Consider the following 24,489-nt stretch of genomic DNA (forward strand, 5'->3'; position numbering starts at 1 on the left):
GTCGGTTCCTTGATCATTCTTCGCTGAACTCCAGCAGGTCGCCTGGCTGGCAGTTCAATGCGCGACAGAGCTTGTCCAGGGTCTCGATCTTGAAACCCTTGATCTTGCCGTTTTTCAGCAACGACAGGTTCGCTTCCGTTATCCCGATAATTTCGGCCAGATCCTTGGAGCGGATCTTGTTCTTGGCCATGACCACGTCGAGGCGGATGATTATCGGCATAGGGGGAAGCTAGACATAACAGTTGTGTTCATCGCTGATGGTTTTGGCGTCACGCATGAGGAGTGAAAAGGCGCAGAGCAAAATCCCTTTCATGATCTCGTAAACCGCCACGGATGATACACCGATCGATACGCTGAAGCTTCTTTCCCCGGCCGGCAGGTCGATGGCGAAGGCCAGGCCCTGGAGCGTGCCGATCACTGGCCAAAGCATCGGCGTGCAGATGCACAGCAGGCCCACCCACCACAGCAGCTTGATGTTCGGCGCGGTCCAGGTCTGGCCTCGGGACAGGCGCATGAAGAACAAGCCGGTGAGGAACAGCGCCAGTACCGACAGGCTGCTGGGGATCAGTTCCAGGGCCAGTACCAGGCCGAGTGCCAGGGTAGAAGGTTGGTAGTCCGCTGCCAGCAGCAGCGGCATCTGTTCGCCGTAGCTTTGCAGGTAGGCGCTTTGTACCTGGGCCTTGTCGAATATCCATAGCAGCAGGTTGCCGCCGAATTCGACCGCTGCGGTCGTCCAGGCCAGGAGTGCGGCGAAAGCGCCGATCAGGCGCAGACGCGAACGCGCGTAGGCCACTGTTTTGCTGTCCATCGATTGCCTCCGTTCAGGGTTGAGCGGTGGGCATTATTTTCTACAAATTATCGTATTACAATAATTAATTGTTGTATTTATGCGAGTGCGGCGTTTTGACTCGGTTGGGGGTGGGGGATTTTGGGGGCGTTTTCGCGGGGCAAGCCCGCTCCTACAGGTGGAGGATTGAGGTGGGAAGTATAATTTACGAAGCTTTCAGCAGGCTTTAAGGGGTTTTAACTGAATACGGGCGGTAAAGCGCGAAATTTAATTAGTAATTTTCTATCGTTTTGACTTTTGCGATGCCTTGAGTTAATTTGTTGTTCATTATGTTGAACAGTAAAGCGTTTCCGCTCTTCACCTCCCGTCTGGTTTCCCGTGAACGTCACTGGACCGGCGATCTCTAGCGCCTCCCCCGACAAACAGCGTTTTCTTTCTTTTTGTCTGTAGCCGTCGCCGTCAGCGCGCACGGTTTGTGTCGCCCGTGGGAGGGCATCATGCGTTCCTGGATCTATCTGTTCATCGCCATCATCGCCGAGGTGATCGGCACGGCGTCGATGAAATTCGCCGCCAGTCATTTCCCGATTCTTGGGCTTGCGCTGATGTACGCCATGATCGGTCTGTCGTACTTCTTCCTGGCCCTTGCGGTGAAACGTGTACCGGTGGGCGTTGCCTACGCACTGTGGGAGGGGATCGGTATCGTGCTTATCACTCTGGTCAGCGTCACCTGGCTGGGCGAAAGCCTGGGCCTGCTCAAGGCTGTGGGCCTGGGGGTGATGATCGCCGGTATCCTGCTGGTCAAGGCCGGTACCCGCGCTGCACCTGCCGAGCGTAACGGGGAGGCGCTGCCATGCTGAGCATGAACTGGATTCCTTTCGCCTGGCTGGGGCTGGCGATCGTGCTGGAAGTGATCGCCAACCTGCTGCTCAAGTATTCCGACGGTTTCCGCCGTCGTGGCCTGGGCTTCGCCTCGATTCTCTGTGTGCTGGCAGCCTTTACCGCGCTGGCCCAGGCGGTTCGCGATATCGAACTGTCGCTGGCGTATGCCATCTGGGGCGGCTTCGGCATCCTGGCGACCGTGGCCATGGGCTGGGCCTTGTTCGGTCAGCGCCTGGCCGGTCGCGGCTGGTTGGGGCTGGTGCTGTTGCTGGCAGGCATGAGCCTGCTGAAACTGGCCTGATTTTGCCGCTTAGAGCCATTTGCTAAATGGCTTATGCACAAGGCGCGTGCCAGGCCGACAGGACGTTTATCCGGCTAGCACGCGCCGCTGGTCTTTGCGCAAATGGCTGTTTTTGCTGGCTATCAGCCGCTGGGTGAAAAACAGCCAATCGTAGAAAGCGCTTGGATCCAAGGTTTTCGCGGTTTTTTTCAATGGGTTTCCCACAGACTTATCCACAGGCTGCGCACAGTGCTTGGTGGGCTTGCTGAGCGATGCGGTGTGGCTGAGCGATCGCAATCGCGGGGCAAGCCCGCTCCTACCGTTCGGCCAGGAGCATCAGGTTGCGTGGTGTCAGGGGCTGCTCGCAAAACACCCCCAGCTGCACCTGGTAACCCTGTTCCTGCAGGTACAGGGCACGGTCGAGCACCAGCCACAGTTCCAGCGGGCGGCGGAACAGGTTGCGCAGCAGCTCCAGGTTGCGGACCTCGGCCAGGCGTTGCCAGCCCGCCGCCTGCAGCGCATCCCAGTCGGGTTGCCGGTCGATCCGCAGGCCCTTGAGGTCAGCCAGTTCACGGCAGTAGTCGGCGAAGGGCTTGTGCAGCCAGCTGACCGGCAACGACGGCGTCGGCAGGTATTCATCCGAATTGCGCAGCTGGCGTTGCAGCAGGTCGAAGCCCAGGCGCCTGGCCATCGATTCGTCGCGCTGGCGGCGCACCCGCGCACCGGCGGTGACGGTTTCGCTCAGCGGCAGGCCCAGGTCATCGATGGATAGTTTTAGTGCCGATGTACTGGCGGCTGTGGATAACGGCTGGTATTGCGGCGCCCGGGTGCGGTTATAGCAGCAAGGGGCGATGGCCAGCTGGCGGCAGCCCTGCTGGCTGGCCAGTTGCATCAGGCGCACATGCAGGTCGCCGCAGGCGTGCAGGGCGACGGCGGTATGGCTGTCGTCCAGATGGCGGCCGGCATCGTCGGCCAGCACATCCTGCAACCGGTGCTCGGCGCCCAGGCCATGATGCTCGCTCAGTTGCCGACCCGCCTCGACCAGTGCCGGGTCGTATTCCAGGCAGGTCAGTCGCTGCTCGTCGCCTTGCAGCAGGCGCCGGCCCAGGTGGCCTTTGCCTGAGCACCAGTCGAGCCAGTGCTGCGCCGGGCGGCTGAAGTTCAGGTGGCTGGCGAAGGCTTCGATCTGCTGCCACTTGCGCCCCGGCACATCGACATTCAGGCGATGACTGGCTGCCGGCAGGGCGATTGTGGATAACTCGCCGATTTCGGACAGCGCCCTGGCCGTGCTTGCCAGCTGTGGAAAGGGCGCCGGGGCGGTGAGCAGTTCAGGGTGGTTGTGCGCCGCTTCGGCTTCGCTCAGCGAGCGCTTGCGCAGCCAGCTGGCCAGGGCCGGATGCTCGGCTTCCCAGGGCAGTTGCAGCTCGGTGAAGGGGCGCGGCCGCCACAGGGCCTGATGCGCGCACAGGAAACTGTCCAGCGCCTGGAAGCGGCTGAGCAGCTGGTCATGTTCGAGTGGGCGGGGCGTATTCATGGTCGGTAATGAAAACGGGGCTGTGATCAGCCCCGTTATACAGGTTTAGCGGCCCTGGCAGGCGTCGACCCGCAGCCAGCGTTCAAGTTGCTTGAACGCCTGCACCAGCAGGAACGAGATCACCAGGTAGAACAGGCCGGCAGCGAAGAAGATCTCCACCGGCAGGTAGGTGCGGGCGATGATGGTCCGGGCCATGCCGGTCAGTTCCAGCAGGGTCACGGTACTGGCCAGGGCGCTGGCCTTGAGCATCAGGATCACTTCGTTGCTGTAGGCCGGCAGGCCGATCCGCGCCGCCCGCGGCAGCATGATGTAGAACATCGCCTTGGCCCGGGACATGCCCAGCGCACGTGCCGCCTCGATCTCGCCACGGGGGATGGCCTGCAGCGCGCCGCGCAGGATCTCGGCGATGTAGGCGGCGGTGTGCAGGGTCATGGTCAGCACCGTGCACCAGAACGGATCACGCAGGTAGGGCCACAGCGAGCTGTTCCTGACTGCATCGAACTGGGCCAGGCCGTAGTACACCAGAAACAGCTGTACCAGCAGCGGCGTGCCACGGAAGAAGAAGATGTAGCCGTAGGGCAGGGCGCGCACGTACCAGTGCCGCGACGAGCGGGCGATGCCCAGCGGAATGGCCAGGATCAGGCCGGCGATGACTGCAATGGCCACCAGCTCCAGGGTCAGCGTGGCGCCCTGGGCCAGGCGTGGCAGCCACTTGATGATGACTTCCCAGTTCATTGGTTGGCCCTCGCGAAGCCGCGTGCGGCGCGTTTTTCCATGAAGTGCATGCCGGTCATGGCGAGGATGGTCAGGCCCAGGTAGATCACGGCGGCGACCATATAGAAGGTGAAGGGCTGCTTGCTTACTGTCACGGCGATCTGCGAATGACGCATGATCTCTTCCAGGCCGATCACCGAGACCAGCGCGGTGTCCTTCATCAGGATCATGAACAGGTTGCCCAGGCCCGGCAGGGCGATGCGCCACATCTGCGGCAGGATCAGCTTGGAGAAGATCCGTCCTTTGGACAGGCCCAGGGCCAGGCCCGCTTCGCGGTGGCCCTTGGGGATGGCCAGGATCGCACCACGGAAGACCTCGGTGGCATAGGCGCCGAAGCACAGGCCCAGGGCGATCACGCCCGCGGCAAAGGCGTTGAGCTCAAGGCCGGGAATATTCAGGGCTTCGCCCAGCCGGTTCATCAGGCTGACGGTGCCAAAGTAAATCAACAATACCCAGAGCAGTTCGGGCACGCCGCGAACCAGTGTGGAGTAGAAGCCACCCAGCCATTGCAGGGGTTTGTACGGCGAGGTCTTGGCCAGGGCGCCAAGCAGCCCCAGTACCAGTCCCAGGCACAGGGCCGACAACGCGAGTTTGACGGTCATCAGCGTCCCGGCCACCAGGGCCGGACCGAATCCGTAAAGATCAATATTCATGGGCAGGTTTGTTCAAGGGACCGGCATCGCCTCGTGGGCAATGCCGGTCGGGGCGAATCAATAGATGCTGAACGGGAAGTACTTGTCGTTGATCTTCTTGTAGGTGCCGTCGGCAACGATTTCCTTCAGTGCGGCGTTCAGCTTGTTGCGCAGTTCGTTGTCACCTTTGCGCACCGCGATACCGACCTTGTCGTCTTCGTTCACCGGCTCGCCTTTGAACTCGTAGTTCTTGCCGGCTTCGGACTTGAGCCAGTCGTAGTTGGCGTACTTGTCAGCCAGCAGGGCGTCGACGCGGCCCGAGGTCAGGTCCAGATAGGCGTTTTCCTGGCCGTCATAGAGGCTGACCTTGAAGTCACCGTCCATGCCGCCGTTGTCGTCCAGCCAGGTCGCGGCCTGGGTGGCACGCTGGGTGCCGATGGTCTTGCCCTTGAGCGAAGCGCGGTCGGTCTTGAAGTCGGCGCTCTTCAGTGCGATGAACTGCTGCTTGTTCGAGTAGTACGGATCGGTGAAGTCCACGGCCTGCTTGCGCTCGTCGGTGATCGACAGCGACGAGACGATGAAGTCGAACTTCTTGGCGTTCAGGGCCGGGATGATGCCGTCCCAGTCGGAGGTGACCACTTCGCACTCGACCTTCATCTTGGCGCACAGGGCGTCGCCGATGTCCTTGTCGAAGCCGACCACCTGGCCGCTGGCATCCTTGTTGTTGAACGGCGGGTAGGCCGCTTCGATGCCCATCTTCAGTTTCTCGGCAGCCATGGCATTGGCCGAGAACACCAGCGTGGCGGCAGCGGCCAGGAGGAATTTCTTATAGGTCTGCATGCGTGTTGCTCCGTTAGCGGTTGCTGGACATGAATTGTTTACAACGCGCCGAGGTCGGGTTCTCGAAAACCTGCTGCGGCGTTCCTTGCTCTTCGACCAGGCCCTGGTGCAGGAAGACGACTTCGCTGGACACCTGGCGGGCAAAGCCCATTTCGTGCGTAACCAGTAGCATGGTCCGGCCTTCGTCGGCGAGGGCGCGGATAACGTTGAGCACTTCCTGGACCATTTCCGGGTCCAGGGCCGAGGTCGGCTCGTCGAACAGGATGACCTTGGGCTTCATGGCCAGGGTGCGGGCAATGGCGGCGCGCTGTTGCTGGCCACCGGACAGTTCGGCCGGGTAGCTGTGGCGCTTGGCGTGGATGCCGACCTTGTTCAGCAGCGCTTCGGCGTGCTCGATGGCCTCGGCCTTGCTCTGGCCCAGCACCCGGCGTGGCGCCTCGATGATGTTGTCGAGGATGCTCATGTGCGGCCACAGGTTGAAATTCTGGAACACGAAGCCGATCTCGCTGCGCAGGCGATTGATCTGCTTGTTGTCGGCGGCGACCAGGTCGCCGTTCTTCGCCGCCTTGAGCTTGAGCTCTTCACCGGCCACCAGGATCTGGCCCTGGTGCGGGTTTTCCAGCAGGTTGATGCAGCGCAGCAGGGTGGACTTGCCGGAGCCGGAGGATCCCAGGATCGAGATCACGTCGCCATCGCGTGCGGTCAGCGAGATGCCCTTGAGAATCTCCTGTGCGCCGTAGCGTTTGTGCAGATTGCGGATTTCCAGCGCGGGCGTGGCCTCAGCCATGTGCGGTCCTCATGTGTTCTGGTGCGCTCCTGCCGTTGGCGGCCTTCCTGGCGAGCGCCAAGCTAGCATAGCGGCCGAATGACAGCCAACAAGGTCGGGAGGGGCAAGCGGTTGCCGGGAGGGCGGGTGTCGCATCGCTGCAGTGGACTGTCGCGCGGATGTCCGCCTGCCCTCGATTCCCGGGCCGGAGCCTTGATGAAAAAAGGCGCGATGGTGACAGTTTTGGCCTGTGCTGGGAAGTCGTTTCTGACCTTGCGCACAGGTTTGCGCCTGGAATCGCGGCTTTGGTTGTACCTTTGGGTTGCGCCTTTTTGCTTCCTGGGAGTGCGTAAGGTGTTACCGCTGACTGCTTGTGGTGCACCTGGGCAATTGTAAGTGGGTATTTCAGTAATTAGCTTATTCCTGAGCTTTCTAGGTGGGCTTTCGGTCAGGTGATGGCCGAAAGGCCTGCAAGCCCTGCTGGGCCGGGGCTGCGGAAACGTTTCTACCGAACGGTCATGAGAGTGGCGCGGTTATTGCGTGAGTGTTCAGCAACAGGATGTAGCACTCTTTTTATCCAAGGCGCGCCTCAGGTCGCAGGATCAAAACGCAATTCTTGCAAAGGTAGTTTTATGAGCGGTACGCACAATTCCAATGACCTCGCTCAGGGGCTCAAACAGCGGCATGTCACCATGCTGTCCATTGCCGGTGTGATCGGTGCCGGCCTGTTCGTCGGTTCCGGCCACGCCATTGCCGCCGCAGGCCCCGCCGTGCTGCTGGCCTACGCCGCTGCCGGTACCTTGGTGGTGCTGGTGATGCGCATGCTGGGTGAGATGGCGGTTGCCTCGCCGGATACCGGCTCCTTCTCTACTTATGCCGACAAGGCCATCGGCCACTGGGCCGGCTTTACCATCGGCTGGCTGTACTGGTGGTTCTGGGTGCTGGTGATCCCGCTGGAGGCCAACGCCGCGGCGACCATCCTGCATGCCTGGTTCCCCGATATCGGCATCTGGGTCTTCACCCTGGTCATCACCCTGCTGCTGACCGCGACCAACCTGTTCAGCGTGAAGAACTACGGTGAGTTCGAGTTCTGGTTCGCCCTGCTCAAGGTGGTGGCGATCATCGGCTTCATCATCCTCGGCGTGGCCGCGGTGTTCGGCCTGCTGCCCAACAGCCAGGTCAGCGGCGTCAGCCACCTGATGGACACCCAGGGCTTCATGCCCAACGGCCTGGGCGCGGTGCTGGCCGCCATGCTGACCACCATGTTCTCGTTCATGGGTACCGAGATCGTGACCATTGCGGCTGCCGAATCCAAGGATCCGGGCAAGCAGATCTCCAAGGCCACCAACTCGGTGATCTGGCGGATCTTCCTGTTCTACCTCGTGTCGATCTTCCTGGTCGTGGCCCTGGTGCCGTGGAACAGCCCTGAGCTGGCCGAAGTGGGCTCCTACCAGACCGTGCTCAACCTGATGGGCGTGCCTAACGCCAAGCTGATCGTCGACATCGTGGTCCTGATCGCGGTAACCAGCTGCCTGAACTCGGCGCTGTACACCTCCTCGCGCATGCTCTTCTCCCTGAGCAAGCGTGGCGATGCACCGGCCATGGCTCAGCGCACCACCTCCAGCGGTACCCCGTACGTCGCGGTAGTGCTGTCGACGGCGGCGGCGTTCCTGACAGTGATCGCCAACTACCTGGCCCCGGCTGCGGTGTTCGAGTTCCTGCTGGCCAGCTCCGGCGCCATCGCCTTGCTGGTGTACCTGGTGATTGCTGTGTCGCAGCTGCGCATGCGCCGCCAGCGCATGGCCCGTGGCGAGAAGATCGCCTTCAAGATGTGGCTGTTCCCGGGCCTGACCTGGGCGACCATCCTGTTCATCGTTGCGATCCTGACCGTGATGTTCATTCGTCCGGACCATCGCATCGAGATCATCGCCACCGCGTTGCTGTCCATTGGCGTGGTTGCAGCGGGCCTGCTGGTCGCGCGCAAGCGCAAGGCCGAAGCGGCCGGGCGTGTGGTGCTGAACAACTGATTCGGTGCCGATGAAATGAGAAAGGCCGCGATCTGTGAGGATCGCGGCCTTTTTTGTTCCTGCTGGCCTCATCGCGGGGCAAGCCCGCTCCTACCGGTGGGAGCGGGCTTGCCCCGCGATGAGGCCCTTCAGGTCAACCGAACTTCTTCTGCTGCTTGGACACCGCCTCGGACGCCGCGATGTAGGCTTCCTGGAACTCGTCGCTTTCCAGCCAGGCCATGGTGGCGTCTTCGTCGGTGCCGTCCAGCCATTTGCGGTAGGCGGTGAAGACCATGACGATGTAGTCGGTGGCGTGTTCTTCCTTGTGACCCTTGAGCACCAGGGCCAGCAGCGGGTCGACCAGGAACACCGAGATCAGTGCCACCAGGCCGTTTTCCTGGGCCTGCTTCATTTTCTCGAACAGGGCGTTGTAGCTGCCCGATTCCATGGCCTTGTTGAACACCTGCTCGACGCTGGCGCTGGAGCTTTCGCCGCTGCTCTTGACCGCCTGGCCGCTACGCACCATGCGGTTCTCGCGGGCCTTGGTGGCGGCGCGCTTGGCGCGTTTCTGTTGTTTGCTGCTGGAGGCCATCGGTGCACCCTTGTGCTGAGTCTGACAAATGCTGCGTATTGAAACGCAGTTGGCAGGGAAACCCAAGCACGTCAGTTGACCGGCGGGCGCTCATCCTCTCCCGGCACCCGTGCGGCACGGTCTACCAGCAGCGGGTCGGGCTGGTGGGCCACGCGCAGGTCCTTGCCCGGATAGTCCAGCGAATGCAGGAAGTGACGGATGCAGTTGATCCGCGCGCGCTTCTTGTCATCGGACTTGATCACCGTCCATGGCGCATCGGCGGTGTCGGTATGGAAGAACATCGCTTCCTTGGCGGCGGTGTATTCGTCCCACTTGTCCAGTGACTTGATGTCGATGGGCGAGAGTTTCCAGTGTTTGAGCGGGTCGTCGCGGCGCGAGATGAAGCGGCGCAGTTGTTCTTCGCGGTTGACCGAGAACCAGTATTTGAACAGCAGGATGCCGCTGTTGCAGAGCATGCGCTCAAGGTCGGGCGCCTGGCGCATGAATTCCAGGTACTGCAGGGGCGAGCAGAACTCCATGACCCGCTCGACGCCGGCGCGGTTGTACCAGGAGCGGTCGAAGAAGACCATTTCGCCCGAGGTGGGCAGGTGCTGGATGTAACGCTGGAAGTACCACTGGCCCTTCTCCTGGTCGGAAGGCTTCTCCAGGGCGACGATCCGCGCGCCGCGGGGGTTGAGGTGCTCCATGAAGCGCTTGATGGTGCCGCCTTTGCCGGCCGCGTCGCGGCCTTCGAACAGCACGACGATGCGCTGGCCGGTTTCCTTGACCCAGCTTTGCACCTTGAGCAGCTCGATTTGCAGTTCGTGCTTGGCTTTTTCGTACTCGGCGCGACGCATGCGGGTGCGATAGGGGTAGCTGGCCGGCAGTTTCGCCGTGGTGCTGTCTTCGTTCGAACCGCGCGGGGCCGAGGCGACTTTAAGGGCGGCCGGTTGCTGACTGATGGCGCTGATTTCACCGTTGGCGGTGGCGCTCGCCGCTTTACGCGGGGTGCGCGGTCTGCGCGGCTGGCGGGGGGTGATGGTGCTTGCAGGCGATTGCGCTGCGGGCAAGGGCAGGGGCAGGGCGGTGGATTCTTCGGTCATGAGTGGCCTGTGGGTCTTTTGAATGTCCGCCAGACAGCTTAAGGCGCTGATGCAAATCCATATTGACGGTGATCAAGCGCCCTGGGGTGAGCGTGAGTCCCTGGCAAAAACCAGATGTTTGCTACGCTTCAAGAGGCGGCGTTGAAGCTGGGATCTGCAGCTTGCAGTGTCGGCTTTCACCTTCCTGACAGCGTTCCACTCATTCAAATCCGGCCATGACTACATGGAGTTGCAATGCGCATTCCATTCTATTTCGGGTTGTCAGCTGTGCTTTTCTTGAACGGTTCCTGCTGGGCGGTACAGCCAGTGGATGCGATCGCATTTTCACCTTCGCCAGCACCTGCACCTGCGCCAGCAGCAACGCCTGCACCTGCACCTGCACCTGCACCAGCGCCGGCAGCACCAGCTCCCGCCCCGGCGCCGGCTCAAGAGGCCGTGTTCACGCCGGAGAAGCTGGATCAAATGCTGGCGCCCATTGCGCTTTATCCGGATCCGCTGCTGGCCCAGGTACTGATGGCTACCACCTACCCCGGGGAGGTTGGCGAGGCAGTCACCTGGTCCAAGGCGCACCCGGATGCCAAGGGCGACGATGCGGTCAAGCAGGTGGCGAGCCAGCCCTGGGACCCGAGCGTGCAGGCGCTGGTCGCCTTCCCGCAGGTGCTGGCAACGCTGGGGCAGGATCCCGTCTGGGTGCAGCGCCTGGGTGATGCCTTCCTGGCGCAGCCCAACGATGTCATGACCAGCGTGCAGCGCTTGCGCCATCAGGCGCAGGCCGCAGGCAACCTGCAGAGCAACCAGTACCAGAACGTGACGATCCAGAACGCTGCGCCGCCAGCGCCCAGGGCCGATACCTCAGCCCCGGCTTCGGCCCCTGCACCTGCGCCTGCCAGCAGTTCCACCATCATCATTCAGCCGGCCGATCCGCAGGTGGTGTACGTACCCACCTATAACCCGACCACCACCTACGGTACCTGGGCCTACCCGTCGTCGCCGCCGACCTACTACCCGCCGCCCCCGGCCTATTACCCTGGCCAGGCACTGGTGGCCGGGCTGGCGTTCGGCGCCGGTGTGGCGATCATCGGCTCGTTGTGGGGTGAATGCGACTGGAACGACAACGACGTCGACATCGACGTCAACCGCTATAACAACATCAATCGCAACAACCAGATCACCAACAACAGGTGGGAGCACAACCCGGTCCATCGCAATGGCGTGCCCTATCGCGACAGCCGGAGCCGCGAGCAGTATGGCCGGCAACTGAACGGTGCCACCCAGCGCCAGGCCTATCGCGGGGACACCGCCCAGCGCACCCAGGTCCGTGAAAATGCTCAGCGCACCCAGGCCCGCGAAAACGCCCGCCAGTCGATGGAAAAGGCCGGCTTCGAACGGCCAGCCACCAGCAACCGCGAAGCCCGTGATCAAATGCGCGAAGCCCGCGCCGAGGGCGGCACTCGCCTGCAGCAGGGGGCGGACAGGCCGAGGACAGCAGACAGAACGAGGGCGGAGGACAGGCCCAGGACGGCAGACAGAAGCCAGGGCACTGCCAGGACCGCGCGGGAGAACCAGCAGCCGCGCAGGCAGGCCGACCAGGTGAGCCAGCGCAGGGAAGGGCAGTCGCAGGCGCGTCAAACGGCGAGCAAGCGGCCAGCCGCCAGCACCGGCAGTGCCCGCAACAATGCGTTTGCCGGCGCCCGCTCCCCTTCCCAGGTCAGCAGCCAGGCCAATCGTGGCCGGCTCAGCCAGGCATCGGCCCAGCGCCCCAGTAGCGCACGAGCTTCCGGTCGCCAGGTCAGTCGGCCGGCCAGTGCACCTGCACGTTCAGGGAGGGGGCGCCGTTGAATAATCATTCTGCAGTGAAGATGCACATGGGGAAGCTGGTGCATGCCCTGGCGTTAGTCGCAGGCCTTGGCTGGTCGCTCATCGTTGCGGCGCAGGAGGTGTTTCCAACGCCGGAAAAGGCCGCCCAGGCATTCGTCGAAGCGCTGGGTACGGGGCAGGCCGATCATAAGCGCCTGGCAGCGCTTCTCGGTGAGGAATGGCACAGTTTCGTCCCGCGCGAAGGCTCGGAACGTGATGATGTGGACGCATTCCTGAAGCAATACCACGAGCAAAACCACATCGAGAAGGTCAGTGACAGCAAGGCGGTCCTGGCGGTCGGCAGTGACAACTGGGAGCTGCCCATTCCCATGATCAAAGGCACGAAGGGCTGGCGCTTTGATCTCAAGGCCGGTCTTGCCGAGGTCAAGGCACGGCGGATCGGGCGCAACGAACTCGCGGCGGTGCAGTCGGCGCTGGCCTACCACGATGCCCAGATGGACTATGCGGCAGAGGATCGTGACGGGGACGGAGCACTTGAGTATGCGCAGAAAATCTTCAGCACCCCCGGCAAGCACGACGGGCTCTACTGGGAGGACGACGACAGCGGCCAGATCAGCCCGTTGGGCCCTGAGTTCGGCAAGACCATTGCCGGCGAAGCCTGGCATGGCTACCGCTTTCGCATCCTGGATGGCCAGGGGCCTTCAGCCCCGGGTGGCGCCTACAGCTACCTCATCGGCGACAAGATGAGCCGCGGCTTTGCCCTGATCGCCTGGCCGGCGAAATACGATGACACTGGGGTGATGAGCTTCATGATCAGTCATGACGGCGAGGTGTTCGAGAAAGACCTGGGGCCCGGTGGAGAGAAGCTGGCCAAGGCGATGAAGCGCTTCGACCCGGATGACAGCTGGAAGGAAGTGACTGACGATCAGCAGCCGGGGGGCTGAACTCGCAGGCAACAAAAAACCCCAAGGACAGTTGTTCCTTGGGGTTTTCGTATGGATGGTGCCCAGAGACGGAATCGAACCGCCGACACGGGGATTTTCAATCCCCTGCTCTACCGACTGAGCTATCTGGGCAGCGGTACTAAAAAACCCCAAGGACATGGTGTTCCTTGGGGTTTCGGTATTAGTGGTGCCCAGAGACGGAATCGAACCGCCGACACGGGGATTTTCAATCCCCTGCTCTACCGACTGAGCTATCTGGGCAACGGGGCGCATTAAAAGGCTTTTTCGGATTTGCGTCAACGACTTTTTAAAAATTTTTTAAATTAATTCCGTCGCTTACGTTTTCCACGGGTTATTCGGAAGGCGGCACGTAGCCTTCGGCCTTCTCGTGTTCCTCGCCGGCGAAGAACTTGTCCATCTCGCCCTGGAGGAATTTGCGGTCCTCGGCGTTCATCATGTTCAGGCGCTTCTCGTTGATCAGCATGGTCTGTTCTTTCTGCCAGTCGGCCCAGGCCTTCTGCGAGATGTGTTCGTAGATGTCCTGGCCCTTGGCGCCCGGGTAGGGTGGGCGCTCCAGGCCTGGCAGTTGTTCGTTGTACTTGCGGCACATTACGGTACGGGTCATCGCGACTCTCCTGCGATCAAGACGTCGGCCGCGCGTTTGAGCAGTTTCTTCACCGGAGCGGCGAGCCCCAGGCGCGGCGGGGTGGCGAGGTTATACCAGAGCCAGTCGGCCTCGGCCACGTGCGACCGGGTGTCGTCGACCCGGACCAGCCAGGGTTCGATGGCCAGCTGGAAGTGGCTGAAGGTGTGGGTCAGGCCGTCCAGTGCCTGGCTATCGGCCAGGTCCAGGCCATGTTGCTCGGCCAGATCGTCGAGCTGCTCCAGGTTGTCGAGCTCCGGCAGGCTCCACAAGCCACCCCAGAGGCCCGTGGAAGGCCGACGGTAAAGCAGGATGGCGCCGTCGTGGTTGGCCAGCAGCGGCATCAGGGTGCGCCGCTGGGGCAGCTCCTTGCGCGGCTTGGGCAGCGGGTAGCGGGTCTCCTGGCCGAGCAGGTGCGCTTGGCAGCCGAGCTTGAGCGGGCACAGCAGGCAACTGGGTTTGCTGCGGGTGCACAGGGTGGCGCCCAGGTCCATCATCGCCTGGGTGTAGTGGTTGACCCGGGCGTGCGGGGTAAAGCGCTCGGCATTGGCCCACAGAGCCTTGGCCACCTTGGGCTCGCCCGGGTAACCCTCCTGGGCGGTGTAGCGGGCCAGCACGCGCTTGACGTTGCCGTCGAGGATCGGCGCGCGCAGGCCCATGCTGATGCTGGCGATCGCACCGGCGGTGGACAGGCCGATGCCGGGCAGCTCGGTGAGTTTTTCGACATCGCGGGGAAACTCGCCGCCGTACTGCTCGACGACGATCTTCGCGGTCTTTTGCAGGTTGCGCGCGCGGGTGTAGTAACCCAGGCCCGTCCACAGGTGCAGCACTTCGTCCTCAGGGGCCTCGGCCAGGGCCTGCACGGTCGGCAGGGCGTCCATGAAGCGGCTGAAGTAATTGAGCACGGTGCTGACCTGGGTCTGCTGCAACATGATCTCCGACACCCACACCCGATACGGGGTGATGCCCTGTTGCCAGGGCAGGTCGTGGCGGCCGTTGCGGTCGTACCATTCCAGTACGGCGCTGGAAAACTGCTCGGGGCTCATCGTTTGAACAACCCCTTGAGTGCATCCTTGAGTTCCGGGCTGACCTTGTCACCGAGCTTCTCGTCGATCTTCTCGCCGAGTTTCTCGCTGGCCCGGTCACCGGCCAGCCGGGCGGCGACCTTGCCCAGGGCGTCCTTGTCCAGACGGCAGGCCTTGGCCCCCAGCTCCAGCGGGCCGCGGCAGCGCAGCGGCAGTTCGAGGCCGACATATCGCTCGCCGACCTGGCAGGCCGGGTCGGGCATGTCGCGCTTGTCGCCTTCGACGATCACCCCGATGCGGTAGTCCATGCCCAGCACGCGCAGGTCGATGTCGCCCTGGCCGTTGACGCTCAGGCCCGGAATGCGCGCCATCAGGTTGGGGTTGCTGGCCACGCCGTTGCGCACTGCCAGGCTGCCCTTGAGTTCTTCGAACGGCGTGTCCTTGCCCCGCGGCTCGCCGCTCAGGTCCTTGCGGTTGAGGGTGGCGATGGCCTGGCACAGCTGCTGTTCGAGGTTGGCATTGACCAGCACGCCCTGGTTGATGACAAAGCTGGCATTGCCGTTGAGGGTGTCGATCAGGGCTTTCTGGCTGTTGCCGGTGGCGGTCAGGTCGCTGGTCAATGTCAGCAGGCCTTTGACCGGAGGTGTTTCACCCTGGCTCTTGATGAAGTGTTCCACCGGTACCCGGTTGATCTTGGTGCTCAGGCCGACCTGCGGCACCGCCGGGCGCACGTCGAGGGTGCCCTTGGTGCTGAAGTCACCGTTGTAGAGGCCGCCGCTCAGGGTTTCCAGGGTGATCAGGCCGCCCTGGCCCTGGGTCTTGAGATGAGCGTTGTCGATCGGCAGTTTCTCCAGGGTCAGCAGGCCGAAGGTCAGGTCGGCCTGCAGGTCGAGCTGGCGCAGGCGGTCGACCGGCAGCAGCTTGTCGTTGCTCCAGGCCACCTGGGTGGGGGCGTCCGGCAGCGGCGTGTTGCCGGCGCTGGCGAGGGCGCCGGCTTCCTTGCTCTTGACCTCGGCCTGGCGCGCCGCCGTGGCGCTGGCAGCCGCTTCGCTCTTGGCCGGCATATAGCGGTCGGCGTCGAACTTGTCGGCCTTGAGCTGGATGCGCAGGGCTTGCTTGGCGACGTCTTCGATGGCCACGCGGCCGCTGAAGGTGCTGTCGTCGAGTTTGACCGCCAGATCTTCCAGGGCCAGGCTGTTGGGGCTGCCTTGCAGGCGGCTGACCATCTCGAACTTGCCCAGGCTGGTGGCATCGACCGAGGCCGGCAGCGGGTGGCCGATGCTGTCCATGAAGGTGCGCAGGTTGAGCTGGGCAATGGACAGGCCGCCGCTGAGTTGCGGAGTCTTGTCCAGTTCGCGCAGGTTCAGCTCGCCAAGGGCGCGCAGCTGGTTGGCGGAAAGCTTCAGGCCGTTCCACTCGGCGACGTTGGCCGCCAGGTCGACCAGCAACTGGCCCTGGGCGGCGAAGGTCAGGGTCTTGCCCTGCAGCGGCTCGCCCGAGGCTTCGCCACTGAGCTTCATGTCTTCGAACTGGTAGCGCTTGAGGCGACGGTCGAAGCGCAGCTCACCGTTGAGCTCGGTGCGCGCCTTGATCACCGGTTGCCCGGCGCTGAGGAAAGCGGTCAGTTTCAGCGGGATTTCCACCCCTTCATGCACGGCGCCGGTGCTCAGCTGGATGCTTTCGGCACCGAAGGTCTGGCCGCTGCGCGCATCGCTGTACTGCACCCGGGCGTTGTTCACGGTCAGGCTGTCGATGTCCAGCCTGACCGGACGGTCGCTGGCGCTGTCCTTGGACTCGGCCTTGGTGCTGGCATCGCCGGCAGGCGCGGAAGCGGTGGCGTCGGTCGGCGTCGCCGGGGCGCTCGGCAGCGGCTTGCCGATATCTTCCCAGTTGCCATGGCCGTTTTCGTCGCGGCTCAGGGTCAGGCTCAGGCCTTCGACGCGCACGTCGCTCATCTGCACTTCACGGCGCAGCAAGGGCAGGACGCGGACGGACAGTCCAAGCATCTGCAGGTCGGCAAACGGCACTTTCGGGTTGTTCAGGGTGGCGATGCTGGCTTCATGCAGCTCCAGCCCCAGCCAGGGGAACAGGCTCCAGCCGATGTCGCCATTGAGCGTCAGCTCGACGTGGGCCTTTTCGCGTGCCAGCTGGCGAATCTCGTCTTTGTAGTCGTTGGGATCGAAGAGGTGGGTCAGGGCGAAGCCCAGAGCCACAATGATCAGCAACAACCCGAGAAGCACCAGCCCCAGGATTTTGCCGAACGCTTTCATGGGCGAGTCCTTGTAGTCCGAATTCATAAGTCAGCCGCAGAGTATAGCGCTGCGATTGTCGTCACTGGGTGACCGAGGTTTTCTGAAGATTTCTCCTACAGCGCATGCAGATTGAACTGCGTGAGTAATGCATGCATTTGCGCGTTTCGACAACGATGGGGATGACAGTTCCTTGTTCGAGGGCATCAGATGCCGAAGAAAAGGCAGTATCAGCTTGCTATCAGTGAGGGCGGCTAATGCTACCCTTGCGCCGCTCACAGGCCCTGGCGTGGCGATTTGTCGCGATTTACAAGGCAATTGTGCCAATGCAGCGAGTCAGGGTTCGCGGGCCGGTGGGCTGACCTTTCTACACAGAGAACATAACAATGAGCAGCAGTATCACCGCAGGCGCCCTGGTGGGCAGCCCCGGTTTCCTGTCCAAGGAACGGATCATCGCCGCCCCCGGCTTCAATCGCTGGCTGGTGCCGCCGGCGGCCCTGGCGATTCACCTGTGCATCGGCATGGCCTACGGCTTTTCGGTGTTCTGGCTGCCGTTGTCGCAAGCCATCGGCATCACTGCCCCGGTGGCCTGTGCACCTGACATGGGCTTCCTGGCCCGCTTGTTCAGCGCCGACTGTGACTGGCAGATTTCGATGTTGAGCTGGATCTACACGCTGTTCTTCGTGTTCCTGGGTTGCTCGGCCGCCATCTGGGGTGGCTGGCTGGAGCATGCCGGGCCGCGCAAGGCCGGGGTGGTATCGGCGCTGTGCTGGTGCGGTGGGCTGCTGATTTCGGCGTTCGGTATCTACAGCCATCAGCTGTGGCTGATGTGGCTGGGCTCGGGGGTGATCGGTGGCATCGGCCTGGGGCTGGGCTACATCTCGCCGGTATCGACCCTGATCAAGTGGTTCCCGGACAAGCGCGGCATGGCCACCGGCATGGCGATCATGGGCTTCGGTGGCGGGGCCATGGTCGGTGCGCCACTGGCCGCGGCGCTGATGAACCACTTCGCCAGCCCCGAAGGCGTCGGCGTGTGGCAGAGTTTCGTGGTGATGGCGGCGATCTACTTCGTGTTCATGATCGGCGGCGCCCTGGCCTATCGCGTGCCGCCCAGCGGCTGGAAGCCCGAAGGCTGGAGCGCACCGCTGAAAAAAGCCGCCAACGCGATGATCACCCACCGGCATGTGCATGTCAGTGTGGCGTGGAAAACCCCGCAATTCGTGCTGATCTGGCTGGTTCTGTGCCTGAACGTGTCGGCGGGTATCGGTATCCTCGGCATGGCCTCGCCGTTGTTGCAGGAAGTATTCGCCGGCAAGTTGCTGGGCAACGACCTGAGCTTCAGCGAGCTCAACAGCGCGCAACTGGCGCAGATCGCTGCGATTGCCGCCGGATTCACCGGCCTGCTCAGCCTGTTCAACATCGGCGGACGCTTCTTCTGGGCGTCGTTTTCCGACTACATCGGCCGCAAGAACACCTATTTTGCCTTCTTTGCCCTGGGCGTTGCCCTGTATGCGCTGGTGCCGAACATGGGCCACCTGGGCAATATCGCCCTGTTCGTGGCGGCGTTCTGCATCATCCTGTCGATGTACGGCGGTGGCTTCGCCACGGTTCCGGCCTACCTGGCCGACCTGTTCGGCACCCAGATGGTCGGCGCCATTCACGGTCGCCTGTTGACCGCCTGGGCCGCCGCCGGCGTGCTCGGTCCGGTGCTGATCACCTACCTGCGCGAGTATCAGCTGGCGCTGGGCGTGGAGCGGGCGGCGGTCTACGACATCACCCTGTACATCCTCGCCGGCCTGCTGGTGCTGGGGTTCCTCTGCAATGCCCTGGTGCGTCCGGTGGCCGACAAGCACTTCATGACCGACGCGCAACTGGCCGCCGAGCAGGCGCTGGGCCATGACCAGGGCAGCGGCACTGTTCGCGCCCTGGAATGGAAGGCCGCGCCGGGCAGCCTGCCGCTGGTGGTCGCGGCCTGGCTGGTGGTGGGTATTCCGCTGGCCTGGGGGATCTGGGTGACGTTGCAGAAGACGGCGGTGTTGTTCAATTAACCTGTGGCATGGGGCTGCGTTGCAGCCCATCGCAGGCTTCGCCAGCTCCCACAAAGACAGTTGCTCCCACAAGGGTTCCCGGCCTGCCCCGGACGCTGTGGGAGCTGCCGATAGGCTGCGATCGGGCGCGAAGCGGCCGTAAAGCCAGACTGCCTCAGTACATCTGACCCAATGAGGTGGCCGGATTGCGACTGCTGTGCAGTCGATCGCAGGCTTCGCCAGCTCCCACAAAAACAGTTGTTCCTGCGGGAACATTGTGGGAGTTGGCGGTTTCCCAGGTAAATCCCCTGCCATATGTCATCTTCGTTTCATGCCAGGCGCTTCTGGGCCTATAATGATCACCTTTTTCGCCCAATGATTTTGCGGAGCTGGTGATGGTCGAACGTAAGGCTTCCGTCGAGCGCAATACTCTGGAAACCCAGATCAAGGCCTCGATCAACCTGGATGGCAGCGGCAAGGCCCGATTCGATATCGGTGTGCCTTTCCTTGAACACATGCTCGACCAGATCGCCCGGCATGGGCTGATCGACCTCGATATCGAGTGCAAGGGCGACCTGCATATCGACGATCACCATACGGTCGAAGACGTCGGCATCACCCTGGGCCAGGCCTTCAACCAGGCCATCGGCGACAAGAAGGGCATCCGCCGCTACGGCCATGCCTATGTGCCGCTCGACGAAGCGCTGTCGCGCGTGGTCATCGACTTCTCCGGTCGTCCCGGCCTGCAGATGCACGTGCCCTACACCCGTGCCTCGGTGGGCGGCTTCGATGTCGACCTGTTCCAGGAATTCTTCCAGGGCTTCGTCAACCACGCCAACGTCACCCTGCACATCGACAACCTGCGCGGGCACAACACCCACCACCAGATCGAGACGGTGTTCAAGGCTTTCGGCCGCGCCCTGCGCATGGCCATCGAGCTGGATGAGCGCATGGCCGGGCAGATGCCCTCGACCAAAGGTTGCCTGTAATGCAGACAGTTGCCGTTATCGACTATGGCATGGGCAACCTGCACTCGGTGGCCAAGGCCCTGGAGCACGTTGGCGCCGGCAAGGTGCTGATCACCAGCGACGCCGCGGTGATCCGCGAGGCCGATCGGGTGGTGTTCCCGGGCGTAGGCGCGATCCGCGACTGCATGGCCGAGATTCGCCGCCTGGGCTTCGACAGCCTGGTGCGTGAAGTGAGCCAGGACCGCCCGTTCCTGGGGATCTGCGTCGGTATGCAGGCGCTGCTCGATCACAGCGAAGAGAACGACGGTGTCGACTGCATCGGCCTGTTCCCGGGCAATGTGCGCTTCTTCGGCAAGGACCTGCATGAAGACGGCGAGCACCTGAAGGTGCCGCACATGGGCTGGAACGAAGTCAGCCAGACCATCGACCACCCGCTGTGGCACAACATCCCCGACCTTGCGCGTTTCTACTTCGTGCACAGCTACTACATCAATGCGGCCAAGGCCCTGCAGGTGGTGGGGCGTGGTCACTACGGCGTCGATTTCGCCGCCGCACTGGCCGAAGGCTCGCGTTTTGCCGTGCAGTTCCACCCGGAAAAGAGCCATACCCATGGCTTGCAGCTGCTGCAGAACTTCGCGGCCTGGGACGGACGCTGGTAATGAGCAAGTCCAGGACCAAGGCACCGATCCTGACCCTCGCCCCCGAGCAGGAGCGCGAGGCGCTCGACACCCTCAAGCGCTTTCTCGAAACGCGCTTCGAGCTGCAACTGGGTTCGTTCGAGGTGGCCGAGGTCCTGGAGTTGTTCAGCAAGGAGATTGCTCCGCACTATTACAACAGGGCGATTTTCGACGTGCAGACGCACCTCAAGGAGAGGTTCGAGAGCATCGAAAGCGACTTGTGGGCGCTCGAGAAGAACTGACTTCCCGGGCATCGCTGTTTACCGAATTGAACAGGTTTTCCAGATGCTGATTATCCCCGCTATCGATCTTAAAGACGGTGCCTGCGTACGTCTGCGCCAGGGCCGCATGGAAGATTCCACGGTGTTTTCCGATGACCCGGTGAGCATGGCCGCCAAATGGGTCGAGGGCGGCTGCCGTCGTCTGCATCTGGTCGACCTCAACGGCGCCTTCGAAGGCCAGCCGGTCAACGGCGAGGTAGTGACCGCCATCGCCAAGCGCTACCCGAACCTGCCGATCCAGATCGGCGGCGGCATCCGTTCGCTGGAAACCATCGAACACTACGTCAAGGCCGGCGTCAGCTACGTGATCATCGGCACCAAGGCGGTCAAGCAGCCGGAATTCGTCGCCGAGGCCTGCCGCGCGTTCCCGGGCAAGGTGATCGTCGGCCTGGACGCCAAGGACGGCTTCGTCGCCACCGACGGCTGGGCTGAAGTCAGCTCGGTGCAGGTCATCGACCTGGCCAAGCGTTTCGAGGCCGATGGCGTCTCGGCGATCGTCTACACCGACATCGCCAAGGACGGCATGATGCAGGGCTGCAACGTGCCGTTCACCAAGGCCCTGGCCGAAGCCACCAAGATCCCGGTGATCGCCTCCGGCGGCATCCACAACCTGGGTGACATCAAGGCCCTGCTCGATGCCAAGGCACCGGGCATCATCGGCGCGATCACCGGCCGCGCCATCTACGAAGGCACCCTGGATGTCGCCGAGGCGCAAGCCTTCTGCGACGCCTACAAAGGCTGAGGAGAACGCCATGGCCCTGGCCAAACGCATCATCCCTTGCCTGGACGTGGATAACGGCCGGGTGGTCAAGGGCGTCAAGTTCGAGAACATCCGCGATGCCGGCGACCCGGTGGAAATCGCCCGGCGCTACGATGAACAGGGCGCCGACGAGATCACCTTCCTCGACATTACCGCCAGCGTCGATGGTCGCGACACCACCCTGCACACCGTCGAGCGCATGGCCAGCCAGGTGTTCATCCCGCTGACCGTGGGCGGTGGCGTGCGCACCGTGCAGGACATCCGCAACCTGCTCAACGCCGGTGCCGACAAGGTCTCGATCAACACCGCCGCGGTGTTCAACCCGGAGTTCGTCGGTGAAGCCGCCGCGCACTTCGGCTCCCAGTGCATCGTGGTTGCCATCGATGCCAAGAAGGTTTCCGCGCCGGGTGAACCTCCGCGCTGGGAAATCTTCACTCACGGCGGACGCAAGCCGACCGGCCTGGACGCGGTGGAGTGGGCGAAGAAGATGGAAGGCCTGGGGGCCGGTGAGATCCTGCTCACCAGCATGGACCAGGACGGCATGAAGAATGGTTTCGACCTGGGCGTGACCCGGGCCATCAGCGATGCCCTGGGTATTCCGGTGATCGCTTCCGGTGGTGTGGGCAACCTGCAGCACCTGGCCGACGGGATCCTCGAAGGCCATGCCAGCGCAGTGCTGGCGGCGAGCATCTTCCACTTCGGCGAGTACACCGTGCCGGAGGCCAAGGCCTACATGGCACAGCGCGGTATCGTCGTTCGTTGATGGTCCCTTGATCGCGGGGCAAGCCCGCTCCCACAGGTACTGTGGGAGCGGGCTTGCCCCGCGATGCATCCGTCAGCCGTGGTTCTTGCCCAGCAGGGCGTGGTACAGCTCGCTGTCGCCCAGAATCCCCACCACTGAATTACCTTCCTGCAGCACCAGCTTGTTACCGGTCTGGTAACGGATCTGCAGTGCCTCGCGCATGCCGATGCTGGCGCTGACCAGGGTCGGCCGGCGGCCCAGGTCTTCCACTGCCTCGCCGGGCGTCCAGTTCTGCAGATCGAGACCGTTGACGCCCTGGCGCGCACCCTTGATGGTGTTGCCTTCGGCCAGGTCCAGCCAGGAATCGCCACTCGGATCGATGCACACCGAGCCATTGATGCGCTTGCACTGGTCCAGGGTGCGCATCAGGCTGCGGCCACACAGTACGTTGAGCGGGTTGGTGTGGGCGACGAAGGTACGCACGTACTCGTCGGCCGGGTTGAGGACGATCTCTTCAGGCTTGCTGTACTGGATGATCTTGCCGTCCTTCATGATCGCGATCCGGCTGCCCAGTTTCAGCGCCTCGTCCAGGTCATGGCTGACGAACACGATGGTCTTGCTCAGCTTGCGTTGCAGTTCCAGCAGCTCGTCCTGCAGGCCCTGGCGAATCAGCGGGTCGAGGGCCGAGAAGGGTTCGTCCATCAGCAGGATGTCGGCGTCCATGGCCAGGGCGCGGGCCAGGCCGACGCGCTGCTGCATGCCGCCGGACAGTTCGTCGGGCTTCTTGTTGCGCCATTGGGTCAGGCCGACCAGTTCGAGCTTTTCATCGACCAGCTTGCGCCGTTCCTTTTCGGGGCGGCCCTGCATTTCCAGGCCGAAGCTGATGTTCTCGCGCACCGTGAGCCAAGGCATCAGGGCGAACTTCTGGAACACCATGGCGATGCGCTTGGTGCGCATCATCTTCAGCTCCGCCGGGGTGCAGTGGGCGATGTCGATGTGCGAGCCTTCATGCTCGACGAACAGCTTGCCGCGGCTGACGGTGTTGAGGCCGTTGATGCAGCGCAGCAGGCTGGACTTGCCCGAGCCGGACAGGCCCATCAGTACGCAGATCTCGCCTTTTTTGATATCCAGGTTGGCCTTTTCCACGCCCACCACCAACCCGGTTTTCTTCAGGATCTGCTCCCGCGAAAGGCCCTGGTCGAGCAGGCTGAGGGCCTCGCGCGGTCGGCTGGAGAAGATGACGTCTACATCTTCGAAGCGAATAATGCTCATGCTTCACCCCTTGCTGGTACGTCGGGTTGTTTGCAGATACGGTCGAGCATGATCGCCAGCAGGACGATCGCCAGGCCCGCTTCGAAGCCCAGGGCGATATCGGCAGTGTTCAGTGCGTTGACCACAGGTTTGCCCAGGCCATCGGCACCCACCAGGGCGGCGATCACCACCATCGACAGCGACAGCATGATGCACTGGGTGACGCCGGCGGCGATGCTCGGCATGGCATGGGGCAGTTCGATGCGTGAGAGCAGCTGGCGACGGGAGCAGCCGAAGGCCTTGCCGGCATCGAGCAGCTCTTGTGGTACGTCGCAGATGCCCAGGTAAGTCAGGCGGATCGGTGCGGCGATGGCGAACACCACCGTCGAGATCAGCCCCGGTACCACACCCAGGCCGAACAGGGTCAGGGTCGGGATCAGGTACACGAAGGTCGGGACCGTCTGCATCAGGTCGAGGACCGGGCGCATGGCGGTGTAGAACATCGGTTTGTGCGCGGCGAGAATGCCCAGCGGCACGCCGATGGCCACGCAGACCAGGGTGGCGAACAGCACCTGGGCCAGGGTCTCCATGGTCTCCTGCCAGTAACCGAGGTTGAGGATCAGCAGGAAGGACAGTGCGCAGAAAGCGGTCAGCGCCCATTTACGCTGGATCAGGTGCGCGATCACCGCAACCAGGCCGATCAGGACGAAGGGATTGAACCAGGTCAGTGCCCCGGTCACACCATGAATCATGAATTCCAGTGCTTCGGCGAAAGCGTCGAAGTAGTTGGCGCCGTGTTGGGTCAACCATTCGACGAAGCCGGCGATGTACTGGCCCAGTGGTATTTTTTCATCGATCAACATGATAGCGAGCGTCCACCTGCAAAAGTTTGAAGTCACACCTGCGGCGGGCATGCCCGCCGCAGGCAGTGC

General features: G+C 62.8%; 25 protein-coding genes and 2 tRNA genes. 11 read left to right on the top strand and 16 right to left on the bottom strand.

Going from position 1 to position 24,489, the window contains the following annotated elements; all coding sequences use genetic code 11:
• Positions 1 to 13 precede the first annotated feature (13 nt).
• Together M2D63_RS15345 and M2D63_RS15350 are read right to left on the bottom strand one after the other, a co-directional pair.
• On the bottom strand, positions 14 to 220 hold the full coding sequence (locus M2D63_RS15345; RefSeq protein ID WP_285863790.1) for a helix-turn-helix transcriptional regulator: 207 nt from the start codon (positions 218 to 220) through the stop codon (positions 14 to 16).
• A gap of 9 nt (positions 221 to 229) precedes the next feature.
• Positions 230 to 808 (bottom strand): hypothetical protein, encoded by a 579-nt coding sequence (locus M2D63_RS15350; RefSeq protein ID WP_285863791.1) that lies wholly within the window; start codon positions 806 to 808, stop codon positions 230 to 232.
• A gap of 476 nt (positions 809 to 1,284) precedes the next feature.
• On the opposite strand from M2D63_RS15350, the gene M2D63_RS15355 reads away from it, so the two are divergent.
• Both M2D63_RS15355 and mdtI read left to right on the top strand, forming a co-directional pair.
• A complete protein-coding gene (locus M2D63_RS15355; protein WP_285863792.1) occupies positions 1,285 to 1,644 on the top strand; it encodes an SMR family transporter in 360 nt (119 codons plus the stop codon).
• A complete protein-coding gene (mdtI, locus tag M2D63_RS15360; protein WP_285863793.1) occupies positions 1,638 to 1,967 on the top strand; it encodes a multidrug/spermidine efflux SMR transporter subunit MdtI in 330 nt (109 codons plus the stop codon). The genes M2D63_RS15355 and mdtI overlap by 7 nt, the downstream gene beginning before the upstream one ends.
• 295 nt (positions 1,968 to 2,262) lie before the next feature.
• Here mdtI and M2D63_RS15365 read toward each other — a convergent pair whose 3' ends face one another.
• The 5 genes from M2D63_RS15365 to M2D63_RS15385 are packed head-to-tail and all read right to left on the bottom strand — an operon-like array spanning position 2,263 to position 6,513.
• Complete coding sequence (locus tag M2D63_RS15365; RefSeq protein WP_285863794.1) at positions 2,263 to 3,480, bottom strand: methyltransferase; 1,218 nt, start codon at positions 3,478 to 3,480, stop codon at positions 2,263 to 2,265.
• Positions 3,481 to 3,525: 45 nt separating this feature from the next.
• Positions 3,526 to 4,215, bottom strand: a complete 690-nt coding sequence (locus M2D63_RS15370) for an ABC transporter permease (RefSeq protein WP_285863795.1) — start codon at positions 4,213 to 4,215, stop codon at positions 3,526 to 3,528.
• The gene (locus tag M2D63_RS15375; protein WP_285863796.1) at positions 4,212 to 4,907 is read right to left on the bottom strand and encodes an ABC transporter permease; all 696 of its coding nucleotides are present in this window, start codon (positions 4,905 to 4,907) and stop codon (positions 4,212 to 4,214) included. The genes M2D63_RS15370 and M2D63_RS15375 overlap by 4 nt, the downstream gene beginning before the upstream one ends.
• Before the next feature lie 57 nt (positions 4,908 to 4,964).
• On the bottom strand, positions 4,965 to 5,726 hold the full coding sequence (locus M2D63_RS15380) for an ABC transporter substrate-binding protein (RefSeq protein ID WP_285863797.1): 762 nt from the start codon (positions 5,724 to 5,726) through the stop codon (positions 4,965 to 4,967).
• A gap of 13 nt (positions 5,727 to 5,739) precedes the next feature.
• The gene (locus M2D63_RS15385; RefSeq protein WP_285863798.1) at positions 5,740 to 6,513 is read right to left on the bottom strand and encodes an ABC transporter ATP-binding protein; all 774 of its coding nucleotides are present in this window, start codon (positions 6,511 to 6,513) and stop codon (positions 5,740 to 5,742) included.
• A 611-nt stretch (positions 6,514 to 7,124) separates the two neighbouring features.
• Here M2D63_RS15385 and gabP point away from each other — a divergent pair.
• Entirely contained in the window at positions 7,125 to 8,519 is a 1,395-nt protein-coding gene (gene gabP, locus M2D63_RS15390; RefSeq protein ID WP_285863799.1) for a GABA permease, read from the top strand.
• 133 nt (positions 8,520 to 8,652) lie between these two features.
• Here the strand turns inward: gabP and M2D63_RS15395 are convergent, their stop codons facing one another.
• Positions 8,653 to 9,090: a hypothetical protein gene (locus M2D63_RS15395; RefSeq protein ID WP_285863800.1), complete on the bottom strand. Its 438-nt coding sequence runs from the start codon at positions 9,088 to 9,090 to the stop codon at positions 8,653 to 8,655.
• A gap of 71 nt (positions 9,091 to 9,161) precedes the next feature.
• Positions 9,162 to 10,172 (bottom strand): polyphosphate kinase 2, encoded by a 1,011-nt coding sequence (ppk2, locus tag M2D63_RS15400; RefSeq protein ID WP_285863801.1) that lies wholly within the window; start codon positions 10,170 to 10,172, stop codon positions 9,162 to 9,164.
• A gap of 234 nt (positions 10,173 to 10,406) precedes the next feature.
• Here ppk2 and M2D63_RS15405 point away from each other — a divergent pair, with 234 nt between their 5' ends.
• Together M2D63_RS15405 and M2D63_RS15410 are read left to right on the top strand one after the other, a co-directional pair.
• Positions 10,407 to 12,011 carry a DUF3300 domain-containing protein gene (locus M2D63_RS15405; protein WP_285863802.1) on the top strand — a complete coding sequence of 535 codons (1,605 nt, stop codon included), beginning with the start codon at positions 10,407 to 10,409 and terminating at the stop codon, positions 12,009 to 12,011.
• 26 nt (positions 12,012 to 12,037) lie between these two features.
• Positions 12,038 to 12,934 carry a DUF2950 domain-containing protein gene (locus M2D63_RS15410; protein ID WP_285863857.1) on the top strand — a complete coding sequence of 299 codons (897 nt, stop codon included), beginning with the start codon at positions 12,038 to 12,040 and terminating at the stop codon, positions 12,932 to 12,934.
• 56 nt (positions 12,935 to 12,990) lie between these two features.
• Here M2D63_RS15410 and M2D63_RS15415 read toward each other — a convergent pair.
• The 5 genes from M2D63_RS15415 to M2D63_RS15435 all read right to left on the bottom strand — a co-directional run bounded on the left by M2D63_RS15415 (position 12,991) and on the right by M2D63_RS15435 (position 16,872).
• Positions 12,991 to 13,066, bottom strand: a tRNA-Phe gene (locus M2D63_RS15415).
• 53 nt (positions 13,067 to 13,119) lie between these two features.
• Positions 13,120 to 13,195: transfer RNA gene (locus tag M2D63_RS15420), tRNA-Phe, on the bottom strand.
• 91 nt (positions 13,196 to 13,286) lie between these two features.
• On the bottom strand, positions 13,287 to 13,559 hold the full coding sequence (locus M2D63_RS15425; protein WP_285863803.1) for an oxidative damage protection protein: 273 nt from the start codon (positions 13,557 to 13,559) through the stop codon (positions 13,287 to 13,289).
• Positions 13,556 to 14,623: an A/G-specific adenine glycosylase gene (mutY, locus tag M2D63_RS15430; protein ID WP_285863804.1), complete on the bottom strand. Its 1,068-nt coding sequence runs from the start codon at positions 14,621 to 14,623 to the stop codon at positions 13,556 to 13,558. Before mutY ends, M2D63_RS15425 begins: the two co-directional genes overlap by 4 nt.
• Positions 14,620 to 16,872: an AsmA family protein gene (locus M2D63_RS15435; protein WP_285863805.1), complete on the bottom strand. Its 2,253-nt coding sequence runs from the start codon at positions 16,870 to 16,872 to the stop codon at positions 14,620 to 14,622. Before M2D63_RS15435 ends, mutY begins: the two co-directional genes overlap by 4 nt.
• A gap of 365 nt (positions 16,873 to 17,237) precedes the next feature.
• Between M2D63_RS15435 and M2D63_RS15440 the strand changes: the two genes are divergently transcribed.
• From M2D63_RS15440 to hisF, 6 genes are all read left to right on the top strand, one after another.
• Complete coding sequence (locus tag M2D63_RS15440) at positions 17,238 to 18,899, top strand: OFA family MFS transporter (RefSeq protein WP_285863806.1); 1,662 nt, start codon at positions 17,238 to 17,240, stop codon at positions 18,897 to 18,899.
• A gap of 374 nt (positions 18,900 to 19,273) precedes the next feature.
• Positions 19,274 to 19,867, top strand: a complete 594-nt coding sequence (hisB, locus tag M2D63_RS15445) for an imidazoleglycerol-phosphate dehydratase HisB (RefSeq protein WP_028942262.1) — start codon at positions 19,274 to 19,276, stop codon at positions 19,865 to 19,867.
• Positions 19,867 to 20,505: an imidazole glycerol phosphate synthase subunit HisH gene (gene hisH / locus M2D63_RS15450; protein ID WP_285863808.1), complete on the top strand. Its 639-nt coding sequence runs from the start codon at positions 19,867 to 19,869 to the stop codon at positions 20,503 to 20,505. Before hisB ends, hisH begins: the two co-directional genes overlap by 1 nt.
• On the top strand, positions 20,505 to 20,765 hold the full coding sequence (locus M2D63_RS15455) for a DUF2164 domain-containing protein (protein ID WP_285863809.1): 261 nt from the start codon (positions 20,505 to 20,507) through the stop codon (positions 20,763 to 20,765). The genes hisH and M2D63_RS15455 overlap by 1 nt, the downstream gene beginning before the upstream one ends.
• Positions 20,766 to 20,808: 43 nt before the next feature.
• Positions 20,809 to 21,546 carry a 1-(5-phosphoribosyl)-5-[(5-phosphoribosylamino)methylideneamino]imidazole-4-carboxamide isomerase gene (gene hisA / locus M2D63_RS15460; protein ID WP_285863810.1) on the top strand — a complete coding sequence of 246 codons (738 nt, stop codon included), beginning with the start codon at positions 20,809 to 20,811 and terminating at the stop codon, positions 21,544 to 21,546.
• Positions 21,547 to 21,556: 10 nt separating this feature from the next.
• Positions 21,557 to 22,327 carry an imidazole glycerol phosphate synthase subunit HisF gene (gene hisF, locus M2D63_RS15465; RefSeq protein WP_285863811.1) on the top strand — a complete coding sequence of 257 codons (771 nt, stop codon included), beginning with the start codon at positions 21,557 to 21,559 and terminating at the stop codon, positions 22,325 to 22,327.
• 72 nt (positions 22,328 to 22,399) lie between these two features.
• Here hisF and choV read toward each other — a convergent pair whose 3' ends face one another.
• Positions 22,400 to 23,578 carry a choline ABC transporter ATP-binding protein gene (choV, locus tag M2D63_RS15470; protein ID WP_285863812.1) on the bottom strand — a complete coding sequence of 393 codons (1,179 nt, stop codon included), beginning with the start codon at positions 23,576 to 23,578 and terminating at the stop codon, positions 22,400 to 22,402.
• Complete coding sequence (gene choW / locus M2D63_RS15475) at positions 23,575 to 24,423, bottom strand: choline ABC transporter permease subunit (RefSeq protein ID WP_285863858.1); 849 nt, start codon at positions 24,421 to 24,423, stop codon at positions 23,575 to 23,577. Before choW ends, choV begins: the two co-directional genes overlap by 4 nt.
• Positions 24,424 to 24,489: the final 66 nt, after the last annotated feature.

The organism is Pseudomonas sp. BJa5 (assembly GCF_030272875.2).
Classification (GTDB): domain Bacteria; phylum Pseudomonadota; class Gammaproteobacteria; order Pseudomonadales; family Pseudomonadaceae; genus Aquipseudomonas.